Origin of the sequence: Frigoribacterium sp. 2-23 (assembly GCF_049601585.1) — a bacterium.
Classification (GTDB): domain Bacteria; phylum Actinomycetota; class Actinomycetes; order Actinomycetales; family Microbacteriaceae; genus Frigoribacterium.
In genome coordinates this window covers 1,340,241-1,355,697 of the sequence record NZ_CP187126.1, presented here as the reverse complement: position 1 = coordinate 1,355,697, position 15,457 = coordinate 1,340,241, and the positions used below count along the sequence as shown (strand labels likewise).

At 72.1% G+C, this 15,457-nt stretch carries 15 protein-coding genes; 9 read left to right on the top strand and 6 right to left on the bottom strand.

Annotated features, from left to right (window positions below):
• Positions 1-67 precede the first annotated feature (67 nt).
• The 3 genes from ACPEEZ_RS06400 to ACPEEZ_RS06390 are packed head-to-tail and all read left to right on the top strand — an operon-like array spanning position 68 to position 3,183.
• The gene (locus ACPEEZ_RS06400; RefSeq protein WP_423923914.1) at positions 68-1,138 is read left to right on the top strand and encodes an MBL fold metallo-hydrolase; all 1,071 of its coding nucleotides are present in this window, start codon (positions 68-70) and stop codon (positions 1,136-1,138) included.
• 37 nt (positions 1,139-1,175) lie between these two features.
• The gene (locus tag ACPEEZ_RS06395; RefSeq protein WP_423923912.1) at positions 1,176-2,051 is read left to right on the top strand and encodes a patatin-like phospholipase family protein; all 876 of its coding nucleotides are present in this window, start codon (positions 1,176-1,178) and stop codon (positions 2,049-2,051) included.
• Between the two features lie 34 nt (positions 2,052-2,085).
• Positions 2,086-3,183 (top strand): ATP-dependent DNA ligase, encoded by a 1,098-nt coding sequence (locus tag ACPEEZ_RS06390; protein WP_423923910.1) that lies wholly within the window; start codon positions 2,086-2,088, stop codon positions 3,181-3,183.
• On the opposite strand, the gene ligD is transcribed toward ACPEEZ_RS06390, so the two are convergent.
• Positions 3,180-4,187 carry a non-homologous end-joining DNA ligase gene (gene ligD / locus ACPEEZ_RS06385; RefSeq protein ID WP_423923908.1) on the bottom strand — a complete coding sequence of 336 codons (1,008 nt, stop codon included), beginning with the start codon at positions 4,185-4,187 and terminating at the stop codon, positions 3,180-3,182. The two genes, ACPEEZ_RS06390 and ligD, sit on opposite strands and share 4 nt — an antisense overlap.
• A 197-nt stretch (positions 4,188-4,384) precedes the next feature.
• Here ligD and ACPEEZ_RS06380 point away from each other — a divergent pair, with 197 nt between their 5' ends.
• From ACPEEZ_RS06380 to ACPEEZ_RS06365, 4 genes are all read left to right on the top strand, one after another.
• Positions 4,385-5,620 (top strand): glycosyltransferase, encoded by a 1,236-nt coding sequence (locus ACPEEZ_RS06380; RefSeq protein ID WP_423923906.1) that lies wholly within the window; start codon positions 4,385-4,387, stop codon positions 5,618-5,620.
• Between the two features lie 76 nt (positions 5,621-5,696).
• Positions 5,697-6,176, top strand: a complete 480-nt coding sequence (locus ACPEEZ_RS06375; RefSeq protein WP_423923904.1) for a heme-degrading domain-containing protein — start codon at positions 5,697-5,699, stop codon at positions 6,174-6,176.
• Positions 6,177-6,225: 49 nt separating this feature from the next.
• Entirely contained in the window at positions 6,226-6,735 is a 510-nt protein-coding gene (locus ACPEEZ_RS06370; protein ID WP_423923902.1) for a hypothetical protein, read from the top strand.
• A gap of 115 nt (positions 6,736-6,850) precedes the next feature.
• On the top strand, positions 6,851-8,647 hold the full coding sequence (locus ACPEEZ_RS06365) for a hypothetical protein (RefSeq protein ID WP_423923900.1): 1,797 nt from the start codon (positions 6,851-6,853) through the stop codon (positions 8,645-8,647).
• Between the two features lie 76 nt (positions 8,648-8,723).
• Here ACPEEZ_RS06365 and ACPEEZ_RS06360 read toward each other — a convergent pair whose 3' ends face one another.
• Entirely contained in the window at positions 8,724-9,044 is a 321-nt protein-coding gene (locus ACPEEZ_RS06360; protein WP_423923898.1) for a helix-turn-helix domain-containing protein, read from the bottom strand.
• A 91-nt stretch (positions 9,045-9,135) separates the two neighbouring features.
• Between ACPEEZ_RS06360 and map the strand changes: the two genes are divergently transcribed.
• Positions 9,136-9,903, top strand: coding sequence for a type I methionyl aminopeptidase (gene map / locus ACPEEZ_RS06355; RefSeq protein WP_423923896.1), 768 nt, complete (start codon positions 9,136-9,138; stop codon positions 9,901-9,903).
• Positions 9,904-9,952: 49 nt separating this feature from the next.
• Here the strand turns inward: map and ACPEEZ_RS06350 are convergent, their stop codons facing one another.
• From ACPEEZ_RS06350 to ACPEEZ_RS06335, 4 genes are all read right to left on the bottom strand, one after another.
• Complete coding sequence (locus ACPEEZ_RS06350; RefSeq protein ID WP_423923894.1) at positions 9,953-10,600, bottom strand: response regulator; 648 nt, start codon at positions 10,598-10,600, stop codon at positions 9,953-9,955.
• Positions 10,593-11,864 carry a sensor histidine kinase gene (locus tag ACPEEZ_RS06345; RefSeq protein WP_423923892.1) on the bottom strand — a complete coding sequence of 424 codons (1,272 nt, stop codon included), beginning with the start codon at positions 11,862-11,864 and terminating at the stop codon, positions 10,593-10,595. Before ACPEEZ_RS06345 ends, ACPEEZ_RS06350 begins: the two co-directional genes overlap by 8 nt.
• 294 nt (positions 11,865-12,158) lie before the next feature.
• Entirely contained in the window at positions 12,159-12,599 is a 441-nt protein-coding gene (locus ACPEEZ_RS06340; protein ID WP_423923890.1) for a DoxX family protein, read from the bottom strand.
• Positions 12,600-12,664: 65 nt separating this feature from the next.
• The gene (locus ACPEEZ_RS06335) at positions 12,665-13,174 is read right to left on the bottom strand and encodes a DUF427 domain-containing protein (RefSeq protein ID WP_423923888.1); all 510 of its coding nucleotides are present in this window, start codon (positions 13,172-13,174) and stop codon (positions 12,665-12,667) included.
• A gap of 121 nt (positions 13,175-13,295) precedes the next feature.
• Here ACPEEZ_RS06335 and ACPEEZ_RS06330 point away from each other — a divergent pair, with 121 nt between their 5' ends.
• A complete protein-coding gene (locus ACPEEZ_RS06330) occupies positions 13,296-15,434 on the top strand; it encodes a RecQ family ATP-dependent DNA helicase (RefSeq protein WP_423923886.1) in 2,139 nt (712 codons plus the stop codon).
• Positions 15,435-15,457: the final 23 nt, after the last annotated feature.

The window sequence follows — 15,457 nt, the reverse complement described above, 5'->3', positions numbered from 1 at the left end:
GAGGCAGGGACGGGCACGGCGGGGCACGGACGGGGCACGGACGGGCGTGGTGGCTAGGCTCGGCCGCGTGACCGACACCTCGCCGTCCGCCGTCCCCGTCTCCCGTCCCGCCGGGGCTCCCACCCCGTCGAGCGCCGTCCAGGCCACCGCCCTCGGCCGGGGCGAGCTGCCCCCGCTGGAGGAGGTGCGCGACGGCGTCTGGTCCGTCGCGCTGCCGTTCGGCGACGGAATCGACGACCACTCGCTCGGTTACGTCGTCGAGGGCGACGGGCATGAGCTGGCGGTGATCGATCCCGGTTGGCAGACCGACGAGAACCTGACGCGCCTCACCTCGGCCCTCGCGGCGATCGGACACTCCGTCGACGACATCGCCGTGGTCGCGGTCACCCACCTGCACGCCGATCACCTGGGCGGTGCCGAGACCATCCGCCGCGCCTCCGGGGCGTCCGTGGCCCTGCACCGAGCCGAGCAGTCCGCGCTGCTGACCCGCGAGGCCGACGCGATGGCCGCCGACGACGACATCGCGTCGTGGGGAGCGCCGGCCGAGCTCGCCCCGGGCCTCCGCACCTCGTGGGGGCGCGGTCGGCGCCTGCCCGAGCTGGCGGCCGACGTGCTGCTGGAGGACGGCCATGCCCTGCCGTTGGCGGGCCGCCGACTCGAGGCGGTCTGGACGCCGGGTCACACGGCGGGGCACCTCTGCTTCGAGGACCTGACCGCGGGTCTGCTCTTCACCGGCGACCATGTGCTGCCCACGATCAACCCGGGCATCGGCCTGGGCGGTCGCACGGCGAGCAACCCGCTGGTCGACTTCATCGCCTCGCTCGAACGCGTCGTCCTGCTCGGCGGCGACCTGGAGGCGGCGCCCGGCCACGAGTACCGCTTCACCGACCTCGTCGGCCGCTGCACGGCGATGATCGAGCATCGCGCCGACCGGACGGCCGACGTCGCCGACGCCCTCGACGCGCTCGACAGCCCGACGGTCTGGCAGATCGCGCAGCGCATGCGGTGGAGCGGGGGCATCGAGAGCCTGAGCGGGTTCCGACTCGCCTCCGCCCTCGCCCAGACCGGGTGGCACGCCGACGCCCTCGGCCGGTCGGGCGAGCTGCGCGACGCGCGAACCCCCGATCGGCGAGCCTAGGGTCGAGTCAGACCCGTCCCGTCGAGAAAGGCATGCCATGACCACGACCCCCACGCCCCGCCTCCGCACCGCCGTCGTCTTCGGCGGCGGTGGAGTCGCCGGCATCGCCTGGGAGCTCGGCGTCGTCTCGACGCTGCTCGACCGGGGCATCCCGCTCGACGACGCCGACCTCGTCGTCGGGACATCCGCGGGCTCGGTCGTGGGGACGCTGCTGCGACTCGGTCGCACCGGCGAGGCGCTCGCCGAACAGCTCGCCGCCGGGCAGGTCGCCGCGACCGCCGCACCGAGTGTGGCCGGTTTCGAGGAGGCGATCGCGCAGGCGATGGTCGGGGCCACGACCGCCGAGGAGGCGCGGGCCGGCATCGGCAGGATGGCGCGCGAGACGCCGCGCCCGGCCGACGACACCGACCTCGTGCCCGTGATGCGGGAGCAGCTCGCCGGCGCCCCGTGGCCCGACCGGGCGCTCACGGTCTGCACCGTCGACGCGACCGACGGCGTGTTCCGACCGCTCGACGCATCGTCCGGGGTGGACCTCGCCATCGCCGTGGCGGCCAGCTGCTCGGTGCCCGTCGTCTTCCCGACCGTCGACGTCGCCGGGCGCGCGACGATGGACGGTGGGGTTCGCTCCGGCACGAACGCCGATCTCGCCGACGACTACGACCGCGTGGTCGTCGTCTCGTGCGGCCCCGAGCAGGCCGTGTCGCCGCTCGGCCCGAGCCTGCCGCAGGTGGTGGCGGCCCGCGCCGCAGCCGGTCGCCCGGTCTTCGTGGTCGAGGCCGACACCGCCAGCCTGGCCGCCTTCGGCGACAACATGCTGTCCCCCGCCGTGCGACGCCCCGCGGCCGAGGCGGGTCGGGCGCAGGCGGCCCGCGTCGCGGACGCGGTCCTCGCCTATTGGACGGCAGGCGTCTGACCCGACGGTGCCCGGGCGGGAGCACACTCGAGCGATGACCCCGTCCGCTCCCGGCTCGCCGATCGCCCTCCCGTCGGCCCAGCACCCCGTCGCCCCGATGCTCGCGAAGGCCGTCGCCACGGTGCCGGGGCCCGACACGGTCGCCGGCGGCCTGTCCTACGAGCCGAAGTGGGACGGGTTCCGCGGTCTCGTCTACGTCGACGTGACGGCCGACGGCGTCGAGGTCGAGATCGGCAGTCGCGGCTCGAAGCCGCTGACCCGGTACTTCCCCGAGCTGGTCGCCGCGTTCTCCGCCCAGGCCACCGGTTCGTTCGTGCTCGACGGCGAGATCGTCGTGCGCTCCGGACGCGCAGGAGCCGAGCGACTCGACTGGGAGGCGTTGTCCCAGCGCATCCACCCGGCCGCCAGCCGCATCGCGACCCTCTCGACCGAGACCCCGGCCCAGTTCGTCGCCTTCGACCTGCTCGCGATGGGCGACCGTTCCCTCGTGGACGAGCCGTTCGACACCCGACGGTCCGAGCTCGAGACGCTCGGCGCGACGCTGGCCGACCCCGTGTTCGTCGGGCGGCGCACCCTCGACGTGATCGTCGCCGAGCGATGGCTCACCGACTTCGAGGGCGCCGGTCTCGACGGCGTCGTGGCGAAGCCGCGCGACGCCTCCTACGCCCCCGGCAAGCGCAGCATGCTCAAGATCAAGCACCACCGCGAGGCCGACGTCGTGGTGCTCGGCTACCGCGTGCACAAGAGCGGATCGGGAGTCGGCTCGCTGCTGCTCGGCCTCTACGACGACGCGGGCGACCTGCAGAACGTGGGGGGCGCCTCCGCGTTCTCCGACGTTCGCCGTCTCGAGCTCGTCGACGAACTCGAGCCCTGGGTCGAACGCGACGACGACGGGCGCGTGCTGCCGGCCGAGCGGGAGCGCACGCGCTTCTCGTCGGGGCGGGATGTCAGCTACGTGCCGCTCCGACCCGAGCGGGTCGTCCAGGTGCGCTACGACCAGATGGAGGGCACGCGGTTCCGGCACACCGTGCAGGTGGAGCGCTGGCGCGACGACCGCGACGCGCGCTCGTGCACGTACGAGCAACTCGAGACGCCGGCCGCCTACGACCTCGACGACGTGCTCGGGGCCTAGCCCTTCTTGGCCCGGCTCGGCTGCACCCGAGGGGGCTCGCCCGGCATCTTCGGGAAGTCGGGCGGGAACGGCAGCTCGCCGAGCCCGGCTTCGACGTCGCGCTGCCACCATTCGAGCAGCGTGTCGAGGCGACCCGGCTCGTCGTGCAGCGCCTCCCAGGGGTCGCCGACGCGCCGGAGCCGCTCGGGCACCGACGACACCGTGTGCTGCGCCGGGTCCGTCTCGGGCAGCTCGTCCCAGGTCACCGGCGTGGACACGGAGGCGCGGGCCAGCGCCCGAGGCGAGTAGGCACCGGCCATGGTGCGGTCCCGATTCGCCTGGTTGAAGTCGACGAAGATGCGGGCGCCGCGCTCCTCCTTCCACCAGTTCGTCGTGACCGTGTCGGGAGTGCGGCGCTCGAGTTCGCGGGCCGCCGCGATGACCGCGTGCCGCACCTCCAGGAACTCGTGCTCGGGCACGATCGGGGCGAACACGTGCAGACCCCGGTTGCCCGAGGTCTTCACGAACGCCGTCAGACCGGCCTCGGCGAGCACCTCGCGCAGGCCGAACGCGGCGGTCACCGCATCTCCGAAGTCGGTGCCGGGCTGCGGGTCGAGGTCGATGCGCAGCTCGTCGGGCTCGTCGGGGGCCTCGGCCCGGGAGGCCCACGGGTGGAACACCACGGTGTTCATCTGCGCGGCCCAGACGACCGCGGCCGCCTCGTCGACGACGAGCTGCGGGTGCACCCGTCCGCTCGGGTAGGTGACGTCGATCTGACGCACGTAGTCGGGCGCACCCCGTGGCGGGTTCTTCGAGAAGAAGTCCTCGCCGTCGACCCCGCCGGGGAACCTCTGCAGCGACAGCGGCCGCCCGCCGTTGGCGCGCAGGAAGGCCGGACCGACCGCGATCAGGTACTCGGCGAGATCGAGCTTCGTCACCCCGCTGTCGGGCCACAGCACGCGCGTCGGACTCGACAGTCGCACCGTCCGCTCGCCCACGTCGAGCATCACCGCATCCGTCGCCATCTCGACCCCTCGTCCGTGCTCTCGGTCGTGCTCTCGTCTTGACTCGCCCGTGCCGTCGTCCACGTGTCCGTGCCGTCGCTCGGGCGCCGTCGGGTCGTTCGAAGGGGGCGGTTCCGCCCGACCCTACGCCGCCCCCTCCCGCGCGGCCGGGCCCGGCCCCCGGCGCCCGTCCGGAGCGGGGCGGGTACGCTCGCGGGGTGCCTTCCACACCCGAGACCCCCCTGCGCATCGCCCTCGTGTCGTTGCACACGTCGCCCTTCACCGACCCCGGCAGCGGCGACGCCGGCGGCATGAACGTCGTCGTCCGGCACCAGGCCGAGGCACTCGGCGCGCTCGGGCACCACGTCGACGTGATCACCCGGCGCTCGTCCCCCGACATGCCCGCCGTCTCGTCGCCGACCGAGAACGTCACCCTGCGCGTGCTCGACGCGGGCCCCGCCGAGGTCGTCCCCAAGGGGCGCCACGAGGAGTTCATCCACGAGTTCCGCGACCGGCTGGCCGAGCTCGGCCCCTACGACGTGCTGCACTCGCACCACTGGTTCTCGGGTATGGCCGCCCTGCCGGTGGCCCGCGACCGCGGCATCCCCCACCTGCAGAGCTTCCACTCGATCGCCGCCGACGCGTCGACCCCGCTCTCGCACGGCGAGCGCCCCGAGTCGCACGGCCGACTCGAGGGCGAGGCCTTCCTCGCGCAGAACAGCGACCGTGTCATCGCGATCAGCCAGGCCGAGCGGCAGACCATCGTCACGAGGCTGCACGGCGACCCCGAGCGCATCGTCGTCGTGGCACCGGGTGTCGACACCCAGTTGTTCCACCCCGTCGACGACCTCGACCGTCCCGACGAGCCGTTCGCCCTCGCCGCCGGCCGTCTCGAGCCGCTCAAGGGCCCCGACCTCGCGATCGACGCGATCGCCGCCGTGGCGAGTGCCGTCCGCCCCGAGCTCGTCATCGCGGGCGGCGCCTCGACGGAGTTCGCCGACTACGAGCGCGAGCTGCGTCAGAGGGCGACCGAGGCGGGTATCGGTGACTCCGTGCGTTTCGTCGGGCCGCAGACCAGGCCGCACCTGGCCGCCCTGCTGCGCCGCGCCTCCGTCGTCCTCGTGCCGTCGCACTCCGAGACATACGGTCTCATCGCCCTCGAGGCCGCCGCCTCGGGCGTGCCGGTCGTCGCCGCCGATGCGGGCGGTCTGCATGAGGCCGTCGTCGACGGGGTCACCGGCGTCATCATGACCAGCCGCGAGCCGGCCGCGTGGGGGCTGACGGTCTCGCGCATCCTGGCCGACCCGCAACTGGCCGGCAGCCTCGGTGCCGCCGCCCGCGAGCACGCCCTCGCGCGCCCGTGGTCGCGATCGGCGCACGAGCTCGCCGACGTCTACTGCGGTCTGAGTGAGCGTCCCGGCGTCGAGTGCCGCCCGGAGGCCGTGCCCGTCTGACGGCTGCTCGCGGCTCACCCACCCCGGGCAGCCGGCACCCGGGTCGTCCGCACCCGGGTCGACGTAAGCTCGGCTCGTGACCGACGACAGCCTGCTCCGAACCCTGGCCGCCCACGAAGAGACGCTCGTCTTCCGGCGGTTCACCGTCGAGACCGCGCTCGAGCTGGGCGCCTTCCTGCTGGCCGAGGCGACCCGGCGCCGGCTGCCCGTCGCCCTCGCCGTCCGCAAGGGGGGCCAGCGCGTGTTCCACGCCGCCCTGCCCGGCACGTCGGTCGACAACGACGAGTGGCTCGACCGCAAGGCCCGCGTCGTCGACCGCTACGGGCAGAGCTCGTACCGCGTCGGCGAGTCCTTCCGCGTGAACGGCACGACCTTCGAGGCGAAGTCGCGACTCGACCCCGCGCTCTATGCGGCGCACGGCGGCGTCTTCCCCGTCATCGTCACGGGTGTCGGCCCCGTCGGCACCGTCGGTGTCTCGGGGCTGCCGCAGGCCGACGACCACGCCTTCGTCGTCGAGGTCGTCGAGGACTTCCTCCGGCACGGCTACGACAGCTGATCGGCCTCGCCGTGCACATCCCGCTCGCCGATCGACCGGAGGAGGCGCGGTGACCGACGAGCGCGCGACCCGCGTCGCCAGCGACCTGGCCTCGCTGCTCGCCCGCACCGTCGCCGCGCTGGAGGCCGTCGGTGCCCGCGACGAGGCGCTCGCCCAGGTCAAGCCCGCCCGACGCGTGCTCCTCGTGCACACGTCGGCGTCCATGGCGCCCGTCGGGCGCGCCTGGCGTCTCGGCGTGCTGCTGCTGGACCGGGAGGGCCGCGTCTTCGCGACCGGCAAGATCACCCGGGCCGTCGTCCCGACCCGCGAACAGCACCTGTCGGCGAGCGTCGAGGAGCGCAAGGCCGATCGCAAGGCCGCTTCCCGGGGCCGCTTCGACGAGGGCGAGGTCGTCAACTTCGCCTACCGGCCGCTCCCCCTCGACGCGGCGTCACTGCTCGACGGTTCGGCCGAACCGCTGCTCGTCCGCGACGGCACCGTGCTCGTGCGCTGGGGCACCGGGGTGGACGAGGTGCGCGATCTCGGTGACTATCTCGCCGACCGCGCGAGCCTCCTCTGACCGACCCGAGCGAGCCTCCTCCGGGGTCTCCGTGCCCGGCCTGTCCGCCGTTTGACCGACTGTCGTCACGGTCGAAGAGGTCTACCGTCGCTGGCGTGCGGCAACGGGGCCGTACGTGAGCGAATCGAGCATCATGCAACGACGGATGAGCAAGATCATCGCCATGGCCGTGAGCGCGGGAGTCGTCGGGGCGTTGGTCCCGGTGTTCTCGGCCCAAGCGGTGACGACGAGCGACACCCCCGATTTCGGCAGCAACGTCAAGATCTACGACACCTCGGTGCCGGCGTCGACCATCCAGGCCGACATCGACTCCGCGTTCAACAGCCAGTTGCGCAGCACGACGGCGCAGTTCGGCAGCCAGCGCTACGCGTTCCTGTTCAAGCCCGGCAGCTACGGGCGGGTGTTCGCGAACCTCGGCTTCTACACGACGGTCGCCGGCCTCGGGAAGAACCCCGACGACGTCACCATCAACGGCGCGGTCAACGTCGACTCCGGCTGGAACGCCGGGGACGAGAAGAACGCCACGCAGAACTTCTGGCGCTCGGTCGAGAACACGTCGATCGTGCCCGAGGGCGGCACGGACCGCTGGGCGGTGTCGCAGGCGGCACCGATGCGGCGGGTGCACATCAAGGGCAACCTCACCATGGGCCCGTCGAACCAGGACGGCGGTCAGGGCTACTCGTCGGGCGGCTACATCGCCGACACCAAGGTCGACGGTACCATCACGTCGGGGTCGCAGCAGCAGTGGTACACCCGCAACTCGACCATCGGCTCGTGGCAGGGCGGCAACTGGAACATGACGTTCTCCGGTGTCAACGGCGCCCCGGCGAACGACTTCTCGAAGAGCTACACGACGCTCGCCACGACGCCCACCACACGGGAGAAGCCGTACCTCTACGTCGACTCGTCGAACAAGTACCACGTGTTCGTCCCGTCGCTGAAGCAGAACTCCTCGGGAGTGACCTGGCCGAACACCGCCGGCACGGACCTGCCGATGCGCAACTTCTACGTCGCCCACCCCGGTGACTCGGCCGCGACGCTCAACGCGGCGCTGCAGCAGGGGCTCAACCTGTTCTTCACCCCGGGCACGTATCGACTCGACTCGGCGATCGCCGTGACCCGGGCCGACACGGTCGTCACCGGCATCGGGTTCCCGACCCTCGTCCCCACGAAGGGCAACGCCGTCCTCACCTCGACCGACGTCGCGGGGGTGAACGTGTCCAACCTCGTCGTCGACGCCGGTTCGACCAACAGCGCCCAGCTCGTCCGTCTTGGAGCCTCCGGGTCGCACGTCGACCACGCGGCCGACCCGCAGAGCATCCAGGACGTGTTCTTCCGCGTCGGATCGAGCATCCAGGGGCGGGCGACCACCACGCTCCAGGTCAACGCGGACGACACCCTGGTCGACCACATCTGGGCCTGGCGCGCCGACCACGGTGGCGCCGCGACGGGCTGGACCGTCAATTCCGGAGCCACCGGTGTCGAGGTGAACGGCGACGACGTCCTCGCGACGGGTCTGTTCGTCGAGCACTACCAGAAGTACGAGGTCCAGTGGAACGGCAACAACGGCAGGACGATCTTCTTCCAGAACGAGATGCCGTACGACGTGCCCGACAACGCCTCGTGGCAGAGCCCGACCGGGGCCGGCTACGCCGCCTACAAGGTCGCGTCGAACGTCACGAAGCACGAGATCTGGGGTGGCGGCGTCTACTGCTTCTTCAACACGAACAAGACCGTGCACGCCGACCGGGCGTTCGAGGTGCCGCAGACCGCCGGTGTGCGTGCACACGGCCTGGTGACCGTGTCGCTGGGTGACGTCGGCACGATCTCGAGTGTCATCAACGGTGTCGGCGGTGCCGTGCCGACCTCGGCGGGCAACACCGCGCCGAACCGGTTGGCGTCGTACAACTGATCGGAGGCGCTCGTCTCGTGGACGGGGTCGTGGGGCAGGTCGCCCCGCGGCCCCGTTCGCTCCGAGGCCCCGTCAGCTATGAGGCCAGTCGGTCGACGCCGACGGCCGCCGTCGGTGTCGATTGGCCCGACTGGATCTCTGCCTGCTGGATCTCTGCCTGCTGGATCTCTGCCCAGACGTGGTCGAGCGACAGGTCGAGGATGCCGGCGATCGCGGCGATGGTGGAGAACGCGGGGGTGGCCACGCGGCCCGTCTCGATCTTGCGCAGCGTCTCGGGCGAGATCCCGGCGGCGAGCGCCGTGTCGAGCATGGGCCGGTCGCCGCGGGCCTGCCGCAGCAGGGCGCCCAGTCGGCGCCCGCGCTCGAGCTCGTCGGGGGTGAGCGGCAGCCTGACCATGTCGACATGCTAGCCGCTCGCCGGGGATAGTATTACCGGGATATCTATTGGTGCCGACGAGCACCGGCGAGCGCAGACAGGCAGGACACCCGTGATCGAAATCCTCACCCCGGCCGAACTCCCCCGGGCCCGGGCCGCCGGCGCCCTGGTTGGGCGCATCCTGAAGACGGTGCGCGAGCGCACGACGGTCGGCACGAACCTGCTCGACATCGATCGGTGGGCGCAGGACATGATCGTCGAGGCAGGCGGCGAGTCGTGCTACGTCGACTACGCCCCCTCGTTCGGTCGAGGGCCGTTCGGTCACTACATCTGCACGTCGGTCAACGACGCGGTCCTGCACGGGCTACCGCACGACTACCGGCTGGCCGACGGCGATCTGCTGACCCTGGACCTGGCCGTCATCCTCGACGGTCTCGCCGCCGACTCGGCGCTGAGCTTCGTCGTCGGCACGGCCCGCCCGGCCGAGAGCCTCGCGCTGATCGACGCCACCGAGCGCGCCCTGGCCGCGGGTATCGCGGCAGCGGGCCCCGGTGTCAAGATGGGCGACGTCTCGCACGCCATCGGCACGGTGCTGTCGGACGCCGGCTACCCGATCAACCTCGAGTTCGGCGGTCACGGCATCGGCTCGACCATGCACCAGGACCCGCACGTGGCGAACGACGGCCGCCCCGGCCGCGGCTACACGCTGCGCCCCGGCCTGCTGCTGGCGCTCGAGCCCTGGGTGATGCTCGACACCGACCGCCTCGTCACCGACGCCGACGGCTGGACCCTGCGCAGCGCGACCGGCTGCCGCACCGCGCACAGCGAGCACACCGTCGCCATCACGGACGACGGCGTCGAGATCCTCACCGTGCGCTGACGGCCTGTGCGCTGGCGGCCGCTCGCGAGGGTGACGCGTGTCCGTCACGTCAGGCTCTGACCAGTCCCTCTTCGTGGGCGAAGACGACGACCTGGAGGCGGCTGCGGAGCTCGAGCTTCGCCAGGACCGCTCGCACGTGGGTCTTCACGGTCGCCTCCGAGACGAACGACGCCTCGGCGATCTCGGTGTTCGTGAGCCCCTTCGCCAGCAGCAGGAAGGTCTCCCGCTCCCGCGGGGTCAGCACGGCGAGCACGTCGGTCCGAGGTCGTGTGGGTGGCGGTCCGAAGTCTCGAAGGAGTCGGTCCGTATCGCCGACCACTTCGCCGACCGCCGCCGCTCGGACGGTCGCGAGCAATACCTCCGGATGGGCGTCCTTGGTGAGGAAGGCGGTGGCACCGGCGCGGGCGGCGAGGTAGATGGCCTCGTCCCGTCGGATGGTGGTCAGGACGACCACACGAGGGGCGTCGGCGCCGTCGTCCCGGAGGGCCGCGGTCGCCGCGAGGCCGTCGAGCACCGGCATCCGGATGTCCATGAGGACGACGTCCGGCCGTTCGCGGCGCACGAGCTCGAGGCCGCTCCGCCCGTCGGACGCCGTGCCCACGCAGACGAGGTCCTCGGTCGCGTCCAGCTGCATACGGATGCCGAGCGCGAAGAGGGGCAGGTCGTCGACGACGGCGACGCGCACGGGGTCAGACACGGGCGCCGTCCTCACCCGAGTCGTGGACAGCGACGAGACCGGCCGCGTCGGCCCTCTCGCTCACTCCGAACGGGAGGTACGCGGTGACGACGAAATCGCCCGCGTCGTCCGGCCCCGCGGTGAGCCACCCCCCGCTCATCGTCGCGCGCTCCGTCATACCGGCGATGCCTGCCCCGTGGCCCGGGAGAGAGCCCTGGGCGACCAACGGCGCGTCCCCCGAGGAATGCACCAGGAGGGCGAGCCCACCTCGTCGCCAGTCGAGGACGACGGAGGCCCGGCTCGACTGTCCCCCGTGTTTGAGGGCATTCGTCAGGCTCTCCTGCACGAGCCGGTAGACGGTCAACTGCTGCGCGGGGCGCAGTCCGGGCCTCTCCCCGAGCTCGTTCAGGGTGACCGTCATGCCCACGCCGCGCATCCTCTCGGCGAGGGCCGGCACATCCGACAACGACAGGAGCTCGTCGCCGGGTTCGGTGATCCGCTCGACGAGCCCCCGCACGTCGACGAGGGCTTCACGCGCGACCCCGCTGATGGCCGCCAGGACGACGTCGACGACCTCGGGCTGGCGGCGATGGAGAGCTGCCGCCCCCTCGGACTGCGCCACGACGATGGTCAGAGCGTGAGCCACCGAGTCGTGGACGTCTCGCGAGATGCGCGACCGCTCCAGTCCGAGACGCAGCTCGAGGTCCGTCTCCGCGAGGCGGTCCTCGGTGTCGGACAGCACACTGTCGAGACGGCGGAGCCGACCGGCCGCACCGATGCCGAATCCCGCGCCCCACGCCAGGACGACGAGCCCCACGCCGGCGAGGAGCAGCGTTCCCAGGGAGTCTCGGATCGGATGAATCCCTCCCAAGGAAGCCGTCCAGGAGGTCCATTTGTCGGGTTCGCTGCCCGTGGGGACGGTCATGTGCGCGACGGCCAGGGCGGTCGCGAGGAGCGCGACGGGCAGGGCCAGCAGACGCTCGCGTCGATCACCCGTCGCGGCCACGATGAGGGCCACGAAGCAGATGGCTCCGTACATCGGCCAGGTGGTCGCGCTCGTCGCCGGAGCGAGCCCGATGAGCTGCAGACCAGGCAGGACCGTGATGAGGACGAGCGCCACGAGCGGGGTGCGCACACTGAGCGCCACCGCGATGCCGAGGAGGGCGGCGACCGTCACGACACCCGCGAGCCCGGAACGGCCGGCCTCAGCGACAGTCCACAGGAGGACGAAGAGCGCGCCGGCGACAGGGGCGACGACGTGTGCGACGAGTCGGAAAAAGGTCATGAACCGACAGTAGGAGGCGCCCGGTCGGGTTCCGGGCTGGCCCGCGAAACTTCATCCTGACGGGCGAGACGCCGATGCCGCGACCCGGTGCTTGGCACCCCGCATCAGGATGAACCTGGGCCCGCGGTGAACGCGGCGACCACGCTCGGAAACGGCCCGTCGACTCATGTCGTGGCGACCTCGCCGCCCCAGCCGCCGTACGTGCCCTTGTTCCTGTCGACGACCTCGAAGACCGCCGTCACGAAGCGGGTGGGCTCGTCATCGTCGAGGCGTTCGTGCGACGGAGACGAGCCGCTAGCGCAGGGCGCGCCGATCGCGCCATGCGCCGGTCGTCCACAGGGAGACCGCGACGAGCACGGGCTGGAAGACGAGCCGGACGGCTCGCCGACGATCGGTGTCGAGACCGAAGGCATCGCGGTGGTTGATGAGCTGCGAGATGTTCCCGGGGAAGATCGCGGTGAAGAACGCGGCTGCGATCCAGCCGACGGGCACGCGACGGCGGCGGTGTGTGACGAGGGCCGCCCCGAGCGAGATCTCGGCGATGCCCGACGCGAGCACGACGACGTCCTCGTCGAACGGCAGAGACTTCGGCACCTGGGCGGTGAAGTCCTTGCGGGCGAACGAGAGATGGCTGACACCGGCGAACACGAGCACGGACCCGAGCGCGAGACGCCCGATCGTCCGGGGAACGGAGGTGGGGGCGGCGGCCGCCTTCTGGAGAGCTGATTTCTTCACCCGGTCAGTCAACCCGCACCTCCTTTGATTCGTCCGAGGGCGGTCGCGCGTCGGGCGCGCTGCGGCTACCAGCCGAGCGTGCCCGGCTCGCCCTTGAACGGACCGACGACGCGGGACGTGATCCACCCGCCGTAGAAGTCGCCGGCCTGCGCGGCGACCCGCTCGCCGGCGACCTCGACGGATTCCAGCCGACCGGGGTAGAGCGCGACGGTGTCGGCGAGCATCTCGTAGCCGGCCCACGGCGACGGGTAGAACCACCCGGCCTCGCGGGAGGTCACCCCACCGCCCTGCACGTCGAGGTAGCCCGCGCGCCCCTTGAACTCGCACATGCTCGACCCCTGCGCGGGCACGAGCGACCCGGGCACGAAGGCCGAACGCGGCACGTAGTAGACGGGCGGATGACTCGTCTCGAGCACCCGGAACGACTCGCTCGTGTCGGCGACCACCACGCCGCCGAGGCGCACCACGATGCGCTCGGTCGATCGCTCGACGCGCGGCGGGCGCGGGTAGTCCCAGACCGATTCCTGGCCGGGGCCCGGCTCGACACGGACGGGACGCTTCGGCATGCTTCTCATCCGCCCATGCTGCTCCCTCGCGCTCGGCGTCAGCCGAGGGACGGCCGTCGCACCGGGCACGGAGTCTGCTCGTCGGCCCCCGGGCTCGCCGGGTGTCGGTGGCCCCTGACAGAGTGGGCACATGCAGACGAGCAGCACGACACCCGTGGCCGACGGCACGATCGAGGCCGAGGCGATCGAGCTGCTGCGAGCGCTCACGGGGCGAGCGGACGCCGTGTTCCACGACGGCCAGCTCGAGGCGATCACGGCCCTCGTCACGGACCGGAGGCGCGCATTGGTCGTGCAGCGCACCGGCTGGGGCAAGTCGGCCGTCTACTTCATCGCGACCCTCCTGCTGCGCCGGCGTGGCGCCGGGCCGACGCTGCTCGTCTCACCGTTGCTAGCCCTGATGCGCGACCAGGTCGCGGCCGCCGCCCGAGCCGGTGTGCGCGCCGTGGCGATCAACTCGGCGAACGCGCACGAGTGGGGCGACGTGCAACAGCAGCTGGCCGACGACCAGATCGACGTCCTGCTCGTCTCCCCCGAGCGGCTCAACAACCCGCGGTTCCGCGACGAGCAGCTGCCCGTGCTCATCGCCCGCATGGGGCTGCTCGTCGTCGACGAGGCCCATTGCATCTCGGACTGGGGGCACGACTTCCGGCCCGACTACCGGCGGCTGGCCGAGCTGATCCGATCGCTGCCGGGGCAGGTGCCCGTGCTGGCCACGACGGCCACCGCCAACGAACGCGTCGTGAAAGACGTCGAAGAGCAGCTGAGCGAGGGCCCCGACCAGCGCGTGCTGACGATTCGCGGCTCTCTGGCCCGGGCCTCGCTGCGGCTCGGCGTCCTGACACTCCCGACATCGCGCGACCGTCTCGGCTGGTTGCTCAGCCACCTCGGCGACCTGCCGGGCAGCGGCATCATCTACACGCTCACCATCTCGGCCGCCGACGACACCGCCCGGCTGCTGCGCCAGGCCGGTCACGACGTGCAGTCGTACTCGGGGCGGACCGACCCCGACGAGCGCGAACGACTCGAGCAGCGGCTCAAGACGAACGACCTCAAGGCGCTCGTCGCCACCAGCGCCCTGGGCATGGGGTTCGACAAGCCCGACCTCGGGTTCGTCGTGCACCTCGGCGCGCCGTCCTCCCCCGTGGCCTACTACCAGCAGATCGGTCGTGCCGGGCGCGCCACCGACAACGCCGACGTGCTCCTGCTGCCCGGTACCGAAGACCGCGACATCTGGCAGTACTTCGCCACCGCCTCCATGCCGTCCGAGAGCCGGGCCGCCGCCGTGCTGGCAGAACTGAGCGACACCCCGCTGTCGACACCAGCGCTGGAGGCGCGGGTCGACATCAAACGCAGCCCGCTCGAACTCATGCTCAAGGTGCTCGACGTCGACGGGGCCGTGCGTCGCGTGCAGGGCGGCTGGGTCGGCACCGGGCAGCCCTGGTCGTACGATCGCGAACGCTACGAGCGCATCGCCGAGGCACGGGTCGCCGAGCAGCAGTCGATGATCGCGTATCAGCAGGCGACGACCTGTCGCATGCAGATGCTGCAGTCCGATCTCGACGACCCGTCGGCGGTCCCGTGCGGCCGCTGTGACGTCTGCGCCGGGGCGTGGTACCCGTCCGACATCGCCGCCGACGCCGCGGCCGAGGCCTCGTCGTCACTCGACCGCGTCGGGGTGGAGGTCGAGGTCAGGGCTCAATGGCCCACGGGCGCCGACAAGGTCGGCCTGCCGCTCAAGGGCAAGATCCCCGACGACGAGCGCGTCGAGACGGGTCGGGCGTTGGCGCGGCTGACCGATCTCGGCTGGGGAACGACCCTGCGCGAGGTGTTCGGGTCGACGACCCCGGACGGGCCGTTGACCAAAAACCTGCTCGACGGCTGCATCCGCGTCCTCGCCGGGTGGGGCTGGGCCGAGCGGCCGGTCGGAATCGTCGCCATGCCGTCCGCCTCGCGCCCGCAGCTCGTCGGCTCGCTCGCCGACGCGCTCAGCACGGTCGGCCGGCTACCCCTGCTCGGCACCCTGACGCCGACACGCGAACACAAGCCCCGCGAGGCAGGGGGCGGCAACAGCGTCTACCGCCTGGCCGATGTGCACGGCGCCGCCGTGGTCGGCCCCGAGTTGGCCGCCGCTCTCGCCGCGACCCCCGGCCCCGTGCTGCTCGTCGACGACGTGATCGACTCGCGCTGGACGATGACGGTCGCCGGCCGGGAGCTCCGCCGGGCGGGCGCCACGGCCGTGCTGCCCTTCGCCCTCGCCGTCGTGGCCTGACGCCGCCTGCGGGCGCCGGTGCG